At 72.9% G+C, this 15915-nt stretch carries 11 protein-coding genes; 6 read left to right on the top strand and 5 right to left on the bottom strand.

Annotated elements, in window-relative coordinates; translation table 11 throughout:
* The first annotated feature begins 63 nt into the window (after positions 1 to 63).
* From infB to ACFVDM_RS24730, 6 genes are all read left to right on the top strand, one after another.
* Complete coding sequence (infB, locus tag ACFVDM_RS24755) at positions 64 to 3132, top strand: translation initiation factor IF-2 (protein WP_383644057.1); 3069 nt, start codon at positions 64 to 66, stop codon at positions 3130 to 3132.
* A gap of 137 nt (positions 3133 to 3269) precedes the next feature.
* On the top strand, positions 3270 to 3566 hold the full coding sequence (locus tag ACFVDM_RS24750; protein ID WP_383644054.1) for a DUF503 domain-containing protein: 297 nt from the start codon (positions 3270 to 3272) through the stop codon (positions 3564 to 3566).
* Positions 3567 to 3588: 22 nt separating this feature from the next.
* Entirely contained in the window at positions 3589 to 4041 is a 453-nt protein-coding gene (gene rbfA, locus ACFVDM_RS24745; protein ID WP_383644051.1) for a 30S ribosome-binding factor RbfA, read from the top strand.
* Positions 4038 to 4934 carry a tRNA pseudouridine(55) synthase TruB gene (gene truB / locus ACFVDM_RS24740; protein ID WP_383644048.1) on the top strand — a complete coding sequence of 299 codons (897 nt, stop codon included), beginning with the start codon at positions 4038 to 4040 and terminating at the stop codon, positions 4932 to 4934. Before rbfA ends, truB begins: the two co-directional genes overlap by 4 nt.
* 129 nt (positions 4935 to 5063) lie before the next feature.
* Complete coding sequence (locus tag ACFVDM_RS24735; protein WP_383644045.1) at positions 5064 to 8699, top strand: trypsin-like peptidase domain-containing protein; 3636 nt, start codon at positions 5064 to 5066, stop codon at positions 8697 to 8699.
* A 43-nt stretch (positions 8700 to 8742) separates the two neighbouring features.
* Positions 8743 to 9696 carry a bifunctional riboflavin kinase/FAD synthetase gene (locus ACFVDM_RS24730; RefSeq protein ID WP_383644042.1) on the top strand — a complete coding sequence of 318 codons (954 nt, stop codon included), beginning with the start codon at positions 8743 to 8745 and terminating at the stop codon, positions 9694 to 9696.
* A gap of 49 nt (positions 9697 to 9745) precedes the next feature.
* Here the strand turns inward: ACFVDM_RS24730 and ACFVDM_RS24725 are convergent, their stop codons facing one another.
* The 5 genes from ACFVDM_RS24725 to ACFVDM_RS24705 all read right to left on the bottom strand — a co-directional run bounded on the left by ACFVDM_RS24725 (position 9746) and on the right by ACFVDM_RS24705 (position 15798).
* Positions 9746 to 10738 carry an ABC transporter ATP-binding protein gene (locus ACFVDM_RS24725; RefSeq protein WP_383644039.1) on the bottom strand — a complete coding sequence of 331 codons (993 nt, stop codon included), beginning with the start codon at positions 10736 to 10738 and terminating at the stop codon, positions 9746 to 9748.
* Positions 10735 to 11757: an ABC transporter ATP-binding protein gene (locus ACFVDM_RS24720; RefSeq protein ID WP_383644036.1), complete on the bottom strand. Its 1023-nt coding sequence runs from the start codon at positions 11755 to 11757 to the stop codon at positions 10735 to 10737. The genes ACFVDM_RS24725 and ACFVDM_RS24720 overlap by 4 nt, the downstream gene beginning before the upstream one ends.
* Positions 11754 to 12722 carry an ABC transporter permease gene (locus tag ACFVDM_RS24715; RefSeq protein ID WP_383644034.1) on the bottom strand — a complete coding sequence of 323 codons (969 nt, stop codon included), beginning with the start codon at positions 12720 to 12722 and terminating at the stop codon, positions 11754 to 11756. Before ACFVDM_RS24715 ends, ACFVDM_RS24720 begins: the two co-directional genes overlap by 4 nt.
* Positions 12719 to 13804: an ABC transporter permease gene (locus ACFVDM_RS24710; protein WP_383644031.1), complete on the bottom strand. Its 1086-nt coding sequence runs from the start codon at positions 13802 to 13804 to the stop codon at positions 12719 to 12721. The genes ACFVDM_RS24715 and ACFVDM_RS24710 overlap by 4 nt, the downstream gene beginning before the upstream one ends.
* A 113-nt stretch (positions 13805 to 13917) precedes the next feature.
* Complete coding sequence (locus ACFVDM_RS24705) at positions 13918 to 15798, bottom strand: ABC transporter substrate-binding protein (RefSeq protein ID WP_383644028.1); 1881 nt, start codon at positions 15796 to 15798, stop codon at positions 13918 to 13920.
* Positions 15799 to 15915: the final 117 nt, after the last annotated feature.

Raw genomic sequence — 15915 nt, 5'->3', positions numbered from 1 at the left:
CGCGATGAGTACGCCCATGAAGTAGCGACGGTCCGGCGGTAACCCGGACCTAAAAGGAGCGAAGTGGCTAAGGTCCGGGTATACGAACTCGCCAAGGAGTTCGGTGTGGAGAGCAAGGTCGTCATGGCCAAGCTCCAGGAACTCGGTGAATTCGTCCGTTCGGCGTCCTCGACGATCGAGGCGCCGGTTGTACGCAAGTTGACTGACGCACTGCAGGGGCCCGGCGGCAACGCCGGCAAGCCCGCTGCCAAGCCGGGCGCGCCCCGTAAGGCCGCCCCCGCCAAGCCCGCGGCGCCGTCTCCGGCCGCCGCGGCACGTCCCGCTGCCCCGAAGCCCGGCGCCCCGGCCCCCAAGCCGGCCGCCGCCGAGGCCCCGCGCAGCACCCCCGCCCCGTCGGCGGGTCCGCGACCGGGCCCGAAGCCGGCGCCCCGGCCCGGCCCGGCCACCCCGGTGCCCGCGGCCGAGTTCTCGGCCCCGGCCCCGGCCCCGGCCCAGCCTTCGGCCCCGCAGCCGCAGGCACCGCGCCCCGCCGGCGCCACCCCGGGACCCCGTCCCACGGGCGGCTCGGCGCGTCCCGGTCCGGCCGGCGGCCAGCGCGACGGCGGCCGCGGCGGCGAGCGCCCCGCGCGTCCCGCCGGCCAGGGCGCCCCGCGCCCCGGCGCACGTCCGGCGGGTCCCCGTCCGGGCAACAACCCCTTCACCTCCGGCGGCTCGACGGGCATGGCCCGTCCGCAGGCGCCCCGTCCCGGCGGCGCCCCGCGTCCCGGTGGCGGCCAGGAGCGTCCGGGCGCCCCGCGTCCGCAGGGCGGCCCCGGTGGCGCCCCGCGTCCGCAGGGCCAGGGCCAGGGCGGCGCACGCCCGACCCCCGGCGGCATGCCGCGTCCGCAGGCGCCCCGTCCCGGCGGCGCCCCCGGTGGTAACCGTCCGAACCCGGGCATGATGCCGCAGCGTCCCGCTGCCGGTCCCCGTCCGGGCCCCGGCGGCCGTGGTCCCGGTGGCGGCGGCGGTCGTCCCGGCGGCGCGGGCCGTCCCGGCGGCGGTGGCTTCGCCGGCCGTCCGGCCGGTCCCGGCGGCGGTGGCGGCGGCTTCGCCGGCCGTCCCGGTGGCGGCGGCGGTGGCGGCGCGGGCCGTCCCGGTGGTGGCGGTGGCTTCGGCGGCCGTCCCGGTTTCGGTGGCCGTCCCGGCGGTCCCGGTGGCCGCGGTGGCACGCAGGGCGCCTTCGGTCGTCCCGGCGGTCCCGCGCGTCGCGGTCGCAAGTCGAAGCGGCAGAGGCGCCAGGAGTACGAGGCCATGCAGGCCCCGTCGGTGGGCGGCGTCATGCTGCCCCGTGGCAACGGGCAGGCCGTCCGGCTGTCGCGCGGTGCCTCGCTGACCGACTTCGCGGAGAAGATCAACGCCAACCCGGCGTCGCTCGTCGCCGTGATGATGAACCTCGGCGAGATGGTGACCGCCACGCAGTCGGTCTCCGACGACACGCTGAAGCTCCTCGCGGACGAGATGAACTACGTCCTTGAGATCGTCAGCCCGGAGGAGGAGGACCGCGAGCTGCTCGAGTCCTTCGACATCGAGTTCGGCGAGGACGAGGGCGGCGAAGAGGCCCTGGTCTCCCGTCCGCCGGTCGTGACCGTCATGGGTCACGTCGACCACGGTAAGACCCGACTGCTGGACGCGATCCGCAAGACGAACGTCATCGCGGGCGAGGCCGGCGGCATCACGCAGCACATCGGTGCCTACCAGGTCTCCGCCGAGGTCAACGGCGAGGACCGTCGGATCACCTTCATCGACACCCCGGGTCACGAGGCGTTCACCGCCATGCGTGCCCGTGGTGCGAAGTCCACCGACATCGCGATCCTCGTGGTGGCGGCGAACGACGGTGTGATGCCCCAGACGATCGAGGCGCTGAACCACGCCAAGGCGGCCGACGTGCCGATCGTGGTCGCGGTCAACAAGATCGACGTCGAGGGCGCTGACCCGACCAAGGTGCGCGGTCAGCTCACCGAGTTCGGTCTGGTGGCCGAGGAGTACGGCGGCGACACGATGTTCGTCGACATCTCCGCCAAGCAGGGTCTGCACATCGACCAGCTGCTGGAGGCCGTCGTCCTCACCGCCGACGCCTCGCTCGACCTGCGGGCCAACCCGGAGCAGGACGCGCAGGGCATCGCGATCGAGTCCCACCTCGACCGCGGTCGCGGTGCGGTCTCGACCGTCCTCGTCCAGCGAGGCACGCTGCGCATCGGCGACACGATGGTGGTCGGCGACGCGTACGGCCGGGTCCGGGCGATGCTCGACGACAACGGCAACAACGTCGAGGAAGCGGGTCCCTCGACCCCCGTCCTCGTGCTCGGTCTCACCAACGTCCCGGGCGCCGGCGACAACTTCCTGGTGGTCGACGAGGACCGTACGGCCCGTCAGATCGCCGAGAAGCGTGCCGCCCGCGAGCGCAACGCCAACTTCGCCCGCAAGGGCGTCCGGTTCTCCCTGGAGAACCTGGACGAGGCGCTCAAGGCCGGTCTGGTCCAGGAGCTCAACCTCATCATCAAGGGCGACGCGTCCGGTTCGGTGGAGGCTCTCGAGTCCTCGCTGCTCCAGCTCGACGTCGGTGAAGAGGTCGACATCCGGGTCCTGCACCGCGGTGTGGGTGCGGTCACCGAGTCGGACATCGACCTGGCGACCGGCTCCGACGCCATCGTGATCGGCTTCAACGTGCGCGCCGCCGGGCGTGCGCAGCAGATGGCCGACCGCGAGGGTGTGGACGTCCGCTACTACTCGGTCATCTACCAGGCGATCGAGGAGATCGAGGCGGCCCTCAAGGGCATGCTCAAGCCGGAGTACGAAGAGGTCGAGCTCGGCACGGCGGAGATCCGCGAGATCTTCCGCTCGTCCAAGCTCGGCAACATCGCCGGTGTGCTGGTCCGCTCCGGAGAGGTCAAGCGCAACACCAAGGCGCGCCTGCTGCGCGATGGCAAGGTCATCGCGGAGAACCTCACCATCTCCGGTCTGCGCCGCTTCAAGGACGACGTCACCGAGATCCGCGAAGGCTTCGAGGGCGGTATCAACCTCGGCAACTTCAACGACATCAAGATCGACGACGTCATCGCGACGTACGAGATGCGCGAGAAGCCGCGAGGCTGACCCGTACCTCAACAGTCGGGGCCGGTCGACGGGACGTATTTCCGTCGATCGGCCCCGGCCGTTCCGTGTACGGTTCTGATGTCCCTGCCATCGACCGGCGGGGCGCGAACCCGAACCGGCGGGACATCCGGGCACACATGTATGTGGGGACACTGTCCTTCGACCTGCTTCTCGGCGACGTACGGTCGCTGAAGGAGAAGCGTTCCGTGGTCCGTCCGATCGTCGCCGAACTCCAGCGCAGATACGCGGTGAGCGTGGCGGAGACGGGCGGGCAGGACCTCCATCGCAGGGCCGAGATCGGCCTCGCCGTGGTCTCCGGGGACACCCGGCACCTCACAGACGTACTCGACCGGTGCGAGCGCCTCGTCGCCGCCCGGCCGGAAGTGGAGCTGCTGTCCGTACGACGGCGGCTGCACAGCGACGAAGACGATTGAGCAAGGCGAAGGAGACGGACCAGTGGCCGACAACGCGCGGGCTAAGAAGCTGGCGGACCTCATCCAGGAGGTGGTCGCCCAGAAACTTCAGCGCGGAATCAAGGACCCGCGCCTGGGGACGCACGTGACCATCACGGACGTCCGGGTCACCGGCGACCTGCGGGAGGCCACGGTCTTCTACACGGTCTACGGCGACGACGAGGAGCGGGCGAGCGCCGCGGCCGGTCTGCAGAGCGCCAAGGGCATCCTGCGGTCGGCGGTCGGCTCGGCGGCGGGGACGAAGTTCACCCCGACCCTCGCCTTCGTGGCGGACGCGCTGCCCGAGAACGCGCGGGCGATCGAGGACCTCCTCGACCGCGCGCGGGCCTCGGACGCCAAGGTGCGCGAGGCGTCCTCGGGCGCCACGTACGCCGGCGAGGCGGACCCGTACCGCAAGCCGGAGGACGAGAACGACGAGGACAACGCCTCCGAATGACGCAGAACAACACGCCGGACGGCTTGGTCATCGTCGACAAGCCGTCCGGCTTCACTTCGCACGACGTCGTCGCCAAGATGCGCGGGATCGCCCGGACCCGGCGGGTCGGCCACGCCGGCACGCTGGACCCGATGGCGACCGGCGTGCTGGTGCTCGGCGTCGAGAGGGCGACCAAGCTCCTTGGCCATCTCGCGCTGACCGAGAAGGAGTACCTCGGTACGATCCGGCTCGGCCAGAACACGATCACGGACGACGCGGAGGGCGAGATCATCTCGTCCGCCGACGCCTCCGGGGTGACGCGGGAGGCCATCGACGCGGGGGTGGCCGCGCTGACCGGTGCCATCATGCAGGTGCCGTCCAAGGTCAGCGCCATCAAGATCGACGGCAAGCGGTCCTACGCGCGGGTGCGCGGGGGCGAGGAGTTCGAGATCCCGGCCCGGCCGGTGACCATCTCCTCCTTCCGGGTCTACGACGTCCGCGAAGCCGTCGCCGAGGACGGCACACCCGTGACCGACCTGGTCGTCTCGGTGGTCTGCTCCTCCGGTACGTACATCAGGGCGATCGCCCGTGACCTCGGGGCCTCGTTGGGTGTGGGCGGCCATCTGACCGCCCTGCGGCGGACCCGGGTCGGCCCGTACGGGCTGGACGCCGCGCGCACGCTCGACCAGCACCAGGAGGAGCTGACCGTGATGCCGGTGGCGGAGGCCGCCGACTCGGCGTTCCCGCGCTGGGACGTCGACGAGAAGCGGGCGAAGCTCCTGCTGAACGGGGTGCGGCTCGACATGCCCGCGTACCCGCCCGGCCCGGTCGCGGTCTTCGGACCCGACGGCCGCTTCCTCGTCCTCGTCGAGGAGCAGAAGGGCAAGGCCAAGAGCCTCGCCGTCTTCGCCTGACCCCGTGTCCGGCAAATCCCTCTGATTCACTCCAACGGGCAAGCGCTCGGAGTGAATCAGAGGGGCAAACGGGGCGCTTTCGATACGAGTGGTTCTCGCGCGGAACCGGGCCGACCTACCGTCGGAATCATGGGATGCGGGGACCGGGCGACACTGGTACGACTGTGCGATCCGGCGGGCCGGCCACGGGGGACCGGCTTCGTCGCGGACGACCGGGGCACGGTGGTCACCAGCCACGAGGCGGTCGACGGTCTGCCCCATCTCCTTCTGCACGGCACCGAGGGCCGCAGCTGCCGCGTCGACGCCCTGGACATCACCGCGCTCCCCGGACTGGACCTCGCCCTGCTGCCCACCGGCGGCCCCGACGTCCTCGGCGTACGGCCGCTGCCGATCGCGTGCCGGGAGCGGATCGAGCCCGGCAGCTATGTGACCATCGCCGCGCACGGCTGGCGCGAGGCCCGGGTCCTGGGCACCGCCTCCGTCGACTACACCGCGCGCGGCTCCGCCCACCGGATCGCACACGCGCTGGAACTGGCCCTCGGCACGGACGGCAGCGATGCGCTCCGGCTCGGCGGAACGGCCGTCGGCGGACCCGTCCTCGATCCGGAGAGCGGCGCCGTCATCGCCGTGCTCGGCACCGCCCTGCGGGCCGGCCACGCCGCCGCCGGCTGCGCGGTGCCCCTGGCCGGACCCGGCCGCGAGGGACCGCTGGCCGACCTGCTGCGGCGCAACGCCACGGGCATCCCGGCCTACGGACGCGATCTGAACATTGCCGGGGCGCTCCAGCTCACCGCCATGTCGGTGGGCTCCGCCGACACCCCCGCCACCTGCTCCGACCCCGTGGAGCGCCCCGAGACCCTCGCCGAGTTCGAGGCCTTCGCGGCGGCCGACGGGGCGGAGCCCGCCGTACTCCTCGGGCTGGTCGGCGAACCGGGCACCGGACGCACCACGGAACTGGCCGCGCTCGCCGCCCGGCGGGCCCGCGGTCCGGTGCCCGCGCTCACGCTCTGGCTGCGCGGCGCCGACCTGCTGGCCGAGGACGACTCCGTGGCCGACGCCATCACCCGGACGCTGCGGCAGGCCGGCCGGATCGTCACCGCCGCCGGGGCCCGGGGCGACATGGAGGGCGCGACCCCGGAGCGGATCGCCCGGCTCGCCGCGGAGGCCGGTGCCCCGCTGCTCGTGCTGCTGGACGCCCCCGAGGAGATGCCGCCCGTCCTGGCGCACCGGCTGGACGCCTGGACCGCCGGCACCGCCGACTGGCTGCGCGCGCACGGGGCCCGGCTCGTCGTCGCCTGTCGGCCGGAGCACTGGGAGACGGCCGGGGCGCTCTGCCCGCCCGGCGCGCTGCACCGCCCGGCCCGCCCCGCCCGCCGGCTGCCCCCGGCGGTCCGGATCGGCGACTTCACCCCCGCCCAGGCCGAACGGGCCCGCGAGCGGTACGGACTGGCCCCCGACGCCCTCGCCCCCGGCCACGACCGTCACCCCCTCACCCTGCGCCTCCTCGCCGAGGTGCGCGGCGCCCTGCCCGCGGACACCCCCGGGCGCCCCGGCACCGAGGAGGTCTTCGGCGCCCATCTGGACCTGATGTGCCTGCGCGTCGCCGTCCGGATCGCCGCCCAGTGGCACCCCGCGCCCGGCGGTACGGAGGTGCGGCGCCTCGCGGCCCGGGTCGCCGGACAGGTCCACGAGGCGGCCCGCCGCTGTCTGGGCCCCGGCCAGGGCGAACTGGACCGCACGGCCTTCGAGGAGGTCTTCCCGTGGCGCTCGGGCTGGGCCTCCGCCGTGCTCACCGAGGGACTGCTGGTGCCCGCCGGGGCCGGGTACCGCTTCGCCCACGAGGAGCTGGGCGACTGGGTCCAGGGCGCGCATCTGGACGTGGACGCGGCACTGCGCGCCCTGGTGCACCGCTGGCACACCGGGAGCGCGGAGCAGCCCGGCGGCCGGGTCCCGCAGCCCCGCCGGCCCGGCGTCCGGGGCGCGGCGGAGCCCACCGCCCCCACCGGACCCGCCGATCCGCACACCCTGCCGGTGCCCCGTCACCGGATCGGCCCCGTCGTCCAGGCGCTGCTGCTGCTCGGCCGGCGCCAGGGACCGGCCGCGCTCTCGCACCGGCTGGCCGATCTGATCGAGGCCCTGGACCGGCTCACGGCGGGGGAGGGCGACGGCCCCGACGGCGGGGGGCCGGCCGGGGAGCGCCCACCCGCGGCCGACGCCCGCTGGTGGGCGGTGCACCTGCTCTCCGAGACCCTGCTGCGGGTGCCCGACGCCCGGCCCCACCTCGGTGTGCTGCGCGTTCTCACCGGGCGCATCGTCCACAGCTCGACGGAGGCGGGCGGCACCGGGCCGTGCGGCCCGTACGCCGAGTTCGGACCGTGGTTCTGGCGGCGGCTGCGGCTGCCCGAGGCCGATCGGATGGACCTGTTCCGACGGCTGGTGCCCGCCGACGGACCGCCACGCGCGGACGGCGAGGGCACCCGGTTCCTGGACGCCGTGGCGCGGCGGCTCGCCGCCCATCCGCGTACCCTCCAGCCCCTGCTCTGCGCCTGGTTCTCCGACGAGCACCCGCTCGCGGCCGAGGACGGCGCGGGCGTCCGGCCCACCGTCGCGGAGGCCGCCCAGGCACTGCTGCACGCCCGCCGCGACCTCGCCGTGGACGACCTGGCCGACGCCCTCGTCGAGGCCGCCCATCCGCGCGCCGACGAACTGCTCGCCGCCCTGGCCGAGGACGAACCCGAGGCGCTCTGCCGGGCCGTCGAGCGGTGGTCCCGCGACGACGACCACCGGGCCCGCCGGAGCGCCGCGGCCTCCTGCGCCGCGCTGCTCGCCCCGCGCCTGACCCGCGACCCCGACCGCGTCCTGCTGCGCCGCGCCGCGCTCGCCCTGCTGGCCCGCCCCTCCGACACCGACCTGCACGGACCGCTGCTCGCCCTGCTCGTCGCCGATCCGCGGACCAGGGACCGCTGTCTGCCACAGGCGCTGCGGTCCTTCGCGGCCGGCGCTCCGGGCCTGACGGCCGCCGCCCTCGCCGTCGCCCTGCCCACCCACCCGGAGCCGGTGCTCGCCGCCTACCGGGAGCGGCTCACCCGTCCGGGCGAGGACGCCGGGGACGTGCTCCGGGCGCTCGCCGGGACCGAGGCCCCGGCCCTCGTCCTGCACGCCGCCGGGCTCGTCCGCGCCTACGCCGACAGCCACCCGGACGACACCGCGCACACCGCCGCCTATCTCGAACACCGGCTGGAGAACGGGCCCGCCGCACGCGCCCTGCTGCTGCCGCTCCTCACCGGACTGCTGCGGGAGCGGCCCGTCGCGCCGCCGGTCCGGGGTGCGCTGGCCGCCGTCCTCGCCTCGCCCGGCAGCCCCGCCTCCCAGCAGACCCGCGACGAACTGCTGGAGGTGCTGCTGGACTTCGAGCAGCGCCCCGAGCACCGGCAGCCGGTCGTGCTGGACGCGCTGCTCCGGGCCGCCGCGGCCGGCTGCGCGGGCCGCGCCCCCGCCCGTACCCGGGCCCTGGTCCACCGCACCGGAATGCTGCTCGTCCGGACGCCCGAGGGAGCCGCCCTCTTCGACCGCCGGCTGGTCGCGCTCGCCCGCGCCGTGCCGGGATTCGGCGCCCTGGTCATCGGCTGGCTCTCCGAGGCCCCGCAGGAATGGGCGGCGCTCGTCGGGCCCAGCGCACGGCGCACCCTGGAGGCGCTGGGGGTCCCGATGACCATGCCGATGCAGGCCGCAGGGCGTGAGCATGGCAGTCTTAGACCTGCGTAAGACATACACCCACGTACACAGGTTCGGGCGAGGAGCGGTCAGAGTGCAGCGCTGGCGTGGCTTGGAGGACATCCCCCAGGACTGGGGACGCAGCGTCGTCACCATCGGGTCCTACGACGGGGTGCACCGCGGACACCAGCTCATCATCGGCCGGGCCGTCGAGCGCGCCCGCGAGCTGGGCGTGCCGGCGGTCGTCGTCACCTTCGACCCGCACCCCAGCGAGGTCGTCCGGCCCGGCAGCCACCCCCCGCTGCTCGCCCCGCACCACCGCCGCGCCGAGCTGATGGCGGAACTGGGCGTGGACGCGGTGCTGATCCTGCCGTTCACCACCGAGTTCTCCCGGCTCTCCCCGGCCGACTTCATCGTGAAGGTGCTCGTCGACAAGCTGCACGCCACGCTGGTCATCGAGGGCCCCAACTTCCGCTTCGGCCACAAGGCCGCGGGCAATGTGGAGCTGCTCGCCGAGCTGGGCGCCACCTACGACTACCGCGTCGAGGTCATCGACCTGCGGGTCCGCGGTGAGGCGGGCGGCGGCGAGCCGTTCTCCTCGACCCTGACCCGTCGCCTGGTCGCCGAGGGCGATGTGGCCGGGGCCGCCGAGATCCTCGGCCGCCCGCACCGCGTCGAGGGCATCGTGGTGCGCGGGGCGCAGCGCGGCCGCGAGCTGGGCTTCCCCACGGCCAACGTGGAGACCCTGCCGCACACCGCGATCCCCGCCGACGGCGTGTACGCGGGCTGGCTGCACGTGGACGGCGAGGCGATGCCCGCCGCGATCTCGGTCGGCACCAACCCGCAGTTCGACGGCACGGAGCGCACGGTCGAGGCGTACGCGATCGACCGCGTCGGTCTCGACCTGTACGGGCTGCACGTCGCCGTGGACTTCCTGGCCTATGTGCGCGGCATGCTCAAGTTCGACTCGATCGACGATCTGCTCGTGGCGATGGCCGCGGACGTGAAGCGGTGCAGCGAGCTGATCGCCGCCCACGACCGGGACTGAACACGGGAACGGGCGGCCCCTTCGCGAAGGGGCCGCCCGTCCGTGCCTTCTAGCTTTTCTCGGTCTCCGCGTTCGCCCAGTGGCAGGCCACCTGGGTCGTACCGCCGCCGGACAGCACCGGCAGGTCCTTCGTCCGGCAGTTGTCCGCCACCCCCGCGCGCGCGGCCTCGCCCGAGGCGAGGACCTGACAGCGGACGTGGAAGCGGCAGCCGCCCGGCACCTTGGACGGGTCCGGCGGCTCGCCGGTCAGCACCACCGGATCGCCCTCCGCCTCCGGCAGCACCGACAGCAGCGCCTGGGTGTACGGATGCCGGGGCGCCGTGAGGATCTGCTCGACGGGCCCCGTCTCCACGATCCGGCCCAGATACATCACCGCCACCCGGTCCGCGATGTTCCACGCCAGACCGAGATCGTGCGTGACCACCAGCGCGGACAGGCCCAGCTCGTCCCTGAGCCGCAGCATCAGCGCCAGGATCTCGCCGCGCACGGAGGCGTCCAGGGAGGCCACCGGCTCGTCCGCCACGATCAGCTCGGGCTCCAGCACCAGCGCCCCGGCGATCACGACGCGCTGGCGCTGACCGCCCGACAGCTCGTGCGGGTAGCGCAGCAGGAAACGCTCCGGCGGACGCAGCCCGGCCCGGGACAGGGCCTCGGTGACCGCCTGGTGCTCGTCGCCCCGGTAGCCGTGGATGCGCAGGCCCTCGGCGACCGCGTCGTACACCGTGTGCCGGGGGTTGAGCGAACCGCTGGGGTCCTGGAGGACCAGCTGGACCCGCTTGCGGTACGCCTTGAGCGCGCGGTTGCCGTAGTCGAGGGGCCTGCCGTCGAAGGTGACCCGTCCGGCGGTCGGCGGGACCAGCCCGAGCAGCGAGCGGGCCAGCGTGGTCTTGCCGCATCCGGACTCGCCGACCAGGGCGACGATCTCGCCGGGCGCGATGTCCAGATCGACCCCGTCCACGGCGCGTGCCGGGTCGGCGCCGTGCCGGCCGGGGAACGTGACCCGCAGATCGCGTGCGCTGAGCAGGTCCGTGGGGGTGGTCATGATGTGCTCCTTGCTTCCTCGGCGCCCTCGGCGGCCCCGGCCTCCCGGGGACCCACCAGCAGACAGGCGGCCTCCCGGCCGGGACCCGCCACACGGAGCACCTGGTCCTGGGTGGCGCAGGCCTCCGTCGCCGACGGGCAGCGCGGGTGGAAGGTGCAGCCGGCGGGCAGGGCGACCGGGTCGGGCGGATCACCGGGCAGCCCCTGCGGGGCGAACCGCGAGGCGGGGTCCCCGATCCGGGGGAAGGCGCCCGACAGTGCCCGGCTGTACGGGTGGACGGCGCGGGCGTAGACCTCGGATGCCGGCCCCTGTTCGACGACCCGGCCCGCGTACATCACCGCGAGCCGGTCGCAGGTGTCCGAGAGCACCGCCAGATCGTGGCTGATCATGATCAGTCCGAGGTCCTGCTCGGCCACGAGCTGCTCGATCAGCCGCAGGATCTGGGCCTGGATCATCACGTCGAGGGCCGTGGTCGGTTCGTCGGCGATGATCAGTTCGGGTCCGCAGGCGAGCGCCATCGCGATCATGACGCGCTGCCGCTGTCCGCCGGACAGCTCGTGCGGATAGGCGTCCACCCGGGCGGCGGGCAGTCCCACCTGTTCCAGCAGCTCACCGGCCCTTTCCCGGGCGGCCGCCCGGGTCGTCTCCGTGTGCAGCAGGATCGGTTCGGCGATCTGGTCGCCGATGCGGTGCACCGCGTTGAGCGAGTGCATGGCGCCCTGGAAGACGATCGATGCGCCGGCCCAGCGCACGGCCCGGACCTGGCCCCACTTCATGGCGAGGACGTCCTCGCCGTTCAGCAGGATCTCGCCACTGACCTCGGCGCCCGCGGGCAGCAGCCGCAGCAGCGCGAGGGCCAGCGTCGACTTCCCGCAGCCGGACTCGCCGGCGATGCCGAGCTTGCGGCCGGCCTCGACCTCCAGGTCCACCCCGCGCACGGCCCGCGCCCCGCCCGGATACGTCACCGTCAGGTCGCGGACCCGCAGGAGCGGCGTCTTGCGGATGCTCGTCGTGCTCAACGGGCCACCCCCAGCTTCGGATTGAGGACGGACTCGATGGCGCGGCCGCAGAGCGTGAACGCCAGGGCGACCAGGGCGATGGCGATGCCGGGCGGCGCCAGGTACCACCAGTCGCCCGCGCTCACCGCGCCGGCCTCCCGGGCGTCCTGGAGCATCCCGCCCCAGGAGGTGATGGTCGGGTCGCCGAGCCCCAGGAAGGCCAGGGTGGCTTCGGTCAGGATGGCTCCGGAGATCGCCAGGGTGGTCTGGGCGAGGACCAGCGGCATCACGTTCGGCAGCACGTGCCGGAGCATGATGTGCCCGTGTCCACCGCCCAGCGCGCGGGCCCGTTCGATGTAGGGGCGGGACTCCACCGCCAGCGTCTGGGCGCGCACCAGCCGGGCCGTGGTCGGCCAGGTCGTGACGCCGATCGCGATGATCACCGTCCACAGCGAACGGTCCATCACCGCGGCGAGGGCGACCGCCAGGACCAGCGTCGGCATCACCAGGAACCAGTCGGTGACCCGCATCAGGACCGTCGCGTACCAGCCGCGGAAGTGGCCCGCGACGATGCCCACGACGGTGCCGATGGCCACGCAGAGGAACGCGGCGAGCAGCCCCACGGTCAGCGAGACCCTGGCGCCCCACACCAGCAGGGCCAGCACGCTGCGGCCGAACTGGTCGGTACCGAGCGGGTACTCGGCGCTGGGCGCCTCCAGCAGTCCGCCCGATGCCTTGGTGACGCTCTGCGCGTCACCGCCGGCCAGGACGGGGGCGAGCAGGGCGATCACCGCGATCAGCACGAGCCCGGCGAGACCCCAGAGGCCGCCCCGGTGGCTGCGGTACGCGGTCCAGAAACGGACCAGGGAACGGCGCTTGCGGGCGCGTGCCAGCGCACGCGGGCTCTTGGCCGCCGCGCTCTCGCGCTCTTCGGGCGTCGGGGCCTCGGCGTCCGGGGCGGACGCGGGCACGGATTCGGTCGTCATCGGCCCACCCGGGGATCGAGCAGCGGATACAGCACATCGGCCAAGGTGTTCGCCAGGATCACCGCGGTGGCGAAGAAGAAGAACAGCGCCTGCACGAGCGGCAGGTCGGGGGTGCTCAGTCCGGTGTAGAAGAGCCCGCCCAGGCCCGGCCAGGAGAACACGGTCTCCACCAGGATCTGACCCGCCACCACATGCCCGAGGTTCACGAACATCAGGGTGAAGGTCGGCAGCATCGCGTTCGGCACCGCGTGCCGGCGGCGGACCAGATCGTCCCGGAGCCCCTTGGCACGCGCGGTCGTCAGATAGTCGCTGCCCATCTCGTCGAGCAGCGAGGAACGCATCACCAGCAGCGTCTGCGCGTAACCGACCGCGACCAGGGTGACCACCGGGAGCACCATGTGGTGCGCCACGTCGACCGCGTACGCGAACCCGGTCGCGCCGTCGCTCGACGCCATGCCGCCGGTGGGGAAGATCCCCGGGATCGGGCCGACGCCCACCGAGAAGACGATGATGAGCAGCAGCCCCAGCCAGAACGACGGCACCGAGTAGAGGGTCAGCGCCAGCGCGGTGTGGAACCGGTCGCTGTTCGACCCGTTGCGCCAGGCGGTCCGGGTGCCCAGCCAGAGGCCGAGCGCGCTGTAGAGGACGTACGCCGTTCCGGTGAGCAGCAGCGTGGCGGGCAGCCGTTCGACGATTTTGTCCATCACCGGCGCGTGGTACGCGAACGACGTGCCGAAGTCACCGGTCAGCGCGTCGCGGATGTAGTCGACGAACTGCCGGCCCATGGACTGGTCGAGACCGAGCTGGTGCCGCATGGCGTCCATCTGCTCGGCGGACGTGGGACGTCCGCCGGTCATCTGCTTCACCGGGTCGCTCGGAATGAGCCGGAAGAGGAAGAAGCTCGTGACCAGAACGGCGAAGAGCGAGACGATCGCGCCGCCGATCTTGGCCGCCGCGTACTTCAGATAGGCCTGGGTGTCGCGCGCCCGTGGACCGCGCGCGGCCGGGGGTCCGGCGGCCGCCGGACCTTCCTCGTCCGCGCCCGCCGGCTTCACGAGCGCCGGAGTGCTGTCAGCTGTCATGGGGAACTCTCGTTACTCGTGCTGCGCCTGGAGGACGCCGGTGGGGTCCGGCCGTCCGGACCCCACCGGTCTTCCTCTGGTTCCGTCCGCGGTCGGTGCCGCGGCGCGAGGGACTACTCGCGGTCGTCCGCGGTGGTGCGCCGACGCCTCGCGAAGAGGAAGCCGCCGCCCGCGAGGACCAGGACCACCACGACGACGCCGATCACGACGCCCGTGGAGGAACCGGAGCCGCTGCCGCCGTCACCGTCACCGGCACCGTCCGCGGGAACCGCCGACCACCAGCTCCAGTACCCGTCCTGGCCGTAGATGTTGCCGGCCGCCTCGGGCATGGTCGTGATCGACTTGATCTGGTCGGTGCGGTAGGCCTCGACCGCGTTCGGGTACGCGAGGACGCTCATGTACCCGGAGTCGTACAGCCAGGACTGCATCTCCTTGACGATGTCCGCCCGCTTGGCCGGGTCGTACTCGGCGAGCTGCTTCTTGTACAGGCCGTCGTACGTCTTGTCGCAGATGAAGTTGTCCGTGGCCGCGCTCGCCGCCTTCTTGGCGGGCAGGGCGGCGCAGGTGTGGATGCCGAGGACGAAGTCCGGGTCCGGGTTGACGGACCAGCCGTCGAAGGCGAGGTCGTACTCGCCCGCGTACCACGGCACGGAGACGTCGTCGAGGCAGTCGACCTTGAGGCCGATGCCGAGCTTGCCCCACCACTCCTTGAGGTACTTGCCGATGGCCTTGTCGTTCGGGTCGGTCGCATGGCACAGGATGCGCAGATCGAGGGGCTTGCCGTCCTTGCCGACGCGCTTGTCACCCTTGAGGGTGTAACCCGCCTGGTCCAGCAGTTGCCCCGCCTTGGCGGGGTCGTAGGCCAGCGCCTGGTCGGCGGAGGGCTGCCAGTAGTACGCGGGGAAGCGCGGCGGGATGTAGCCCTGGCCCTCGACGGCGTGGCCCCGGAAGACCTTGTCGATGATCGTCTTGCGGTCGATCGACAGGAACAGCGCCTGGCGGACCTTCTGGTCGAGCAGCGCCTTGTTGCCGTCGCCGAACTTCTTGCCGTCCTTGGTCTGCGCGCCCGGGTTGGTGGCCAGCGCGAAGAAGCGGCGGCCGGGGCCCTCGTTGACCTTGACGTTCTTCTCGCTCTTGAGCGAGTCCGCCTGGGCGGGGGTGAGCGCGGGCGAACCGGCGACGAAGGAGACCTCACCCGTGCGGAGGGCGGCCACGGCGGCGTCCTGGTCCTTGTACGTCTTGAAGACCAGTTCGTCGAACTTGGGCCTGCCGCGCCAGAAGTCCGGGTTGGCCTTCAGCTTCACGTACTGGTCGACCTTGTAGTCGGTCAGGATGAAGGGGCCGTTGCCGACGACCGGGAAGTCCTTGTCGTTGTTGAACTTCGAGAAGTCGGTGACCTTCTCCCAGACGTGCTTGGGCACGATCGGGACGTCGAGCGCGGCCATGGTGGCCTGCGGCTCCTTGAGCTCGATGACCAGCTGCGTGGGGCTGGGAGCCGTGACCTTCTTGAAGTTGGACACGAAGCTGCCGTTGGCCTGCGCGGCGGCGTCGTCCGTCATCATCTTGTTGAACGTCCACGCCGCGTCCTCGGCGGTGGCCTGCTGCCCGTCCGACCACTTCGAATCGGGCCGGATGGTGTACGTCCAGGTCAGCTTGTCGGCCGACGGCTCCCACTTCGTGGCGAGCCCCGGGACCGCGTGGTTGTCCTTGGGGTCGTAGTTCGTCAGGAAGTCGTACATGAGCCGGGAGATGCTGGTGCTCAGCAGCTTCTGGGCGAGGAACGGGCTCAGGGAGTCGATGCTCTGGGCGACGGCGACGGTCAGTGTCTTGCCGGACCCGGCGTCGGCGGCCTGCGCCTGCTGGGGGGCGGACCCGAGGGGAACGCCCGGGACGACGGACGCGGCCGCGAGCGCGAGGGCGGCGGCACCGGAGGCCAGGAGAATGCGCAGACGTGAACGTGGCTGGGCTGAGGGCGGTGGAACTCTTACGACCATGGTCAGGGACCTCGCGTCAGGACTCGCACGGAGAAGGCGGGTTGATCTGTGGTTCGCCAGCTGGTGAAGCGAAGGTTTATCAGCGGTGGTCGAGCCGCGTCAACGGTCCCCGAAACG

This window comes from Streptomyces sp. NPDC057682, from assembly GCF_042799575.1.
In the GTDB taxonomy this organism is placed as follows: domain Bacteria; phylum Actinomycetota; class Actinomycetes; order Streptomycetales; family Streptomycetaceae; genus Streptomyces.
Note: the sequence above shows the minus strand (reverse complement) of the source record. Positions and strands in the feature narration are given on the sequence as shown.

Bases quoted from the DNA above. Each gene is read 5' to 3' on its own strand.
- ACFVDM_RS24710 (WP_383644031.1), bottom strand. From the start codon at position 13,804: ATGACAGCTGACAGCACTCCGGCGCTCGTGAAGCCGGCGGGCGCGGAC.
- ACFVDM_RS24735 (WP_383644045.1), top strand. From the start codon at position 5,064: ATGGGATGCGGGGACCGGGCGACACTGGTACGACTGTGCGATCCGGCG.
- truB (WP_383644048.1), top strand. From the start codon at position 4,038: ATGACGCAGAACAACACGCCGGACGGCTTGGTCATCGTCGACAAGCCG.
- ACFVDM_RS24750 (WP_383644054.1), top strand. From the start codon at position 3,270: ATGTATGTGGGGACACTGTCCTTCGACCTGCTTCTCGGCGACGTACGG.
- ACFVDM_RS24725 (WP_383644039.1), bottom strand. From the start codon at position 10,738: ATGACCACCCCCACGGACCTGCTCAGCGCACGCGATCTGCGGGTCACG.
- ACFVDM_RS24705 (WP_383644028.1), bottom strand. From the start codon at position 15,798: ATGGTCGTAAGAGTTCCACCGCCCTCAGCCCAGCCACGTTCACGTCTG.
- ACFVDM_RS24715 (WP_383644034.1), bottom strand. From the start codon at position 12,722: ATGACGACCGAATCCGTGCCCGCGTCCGCCCCGGACGCCGAGGCCCCG.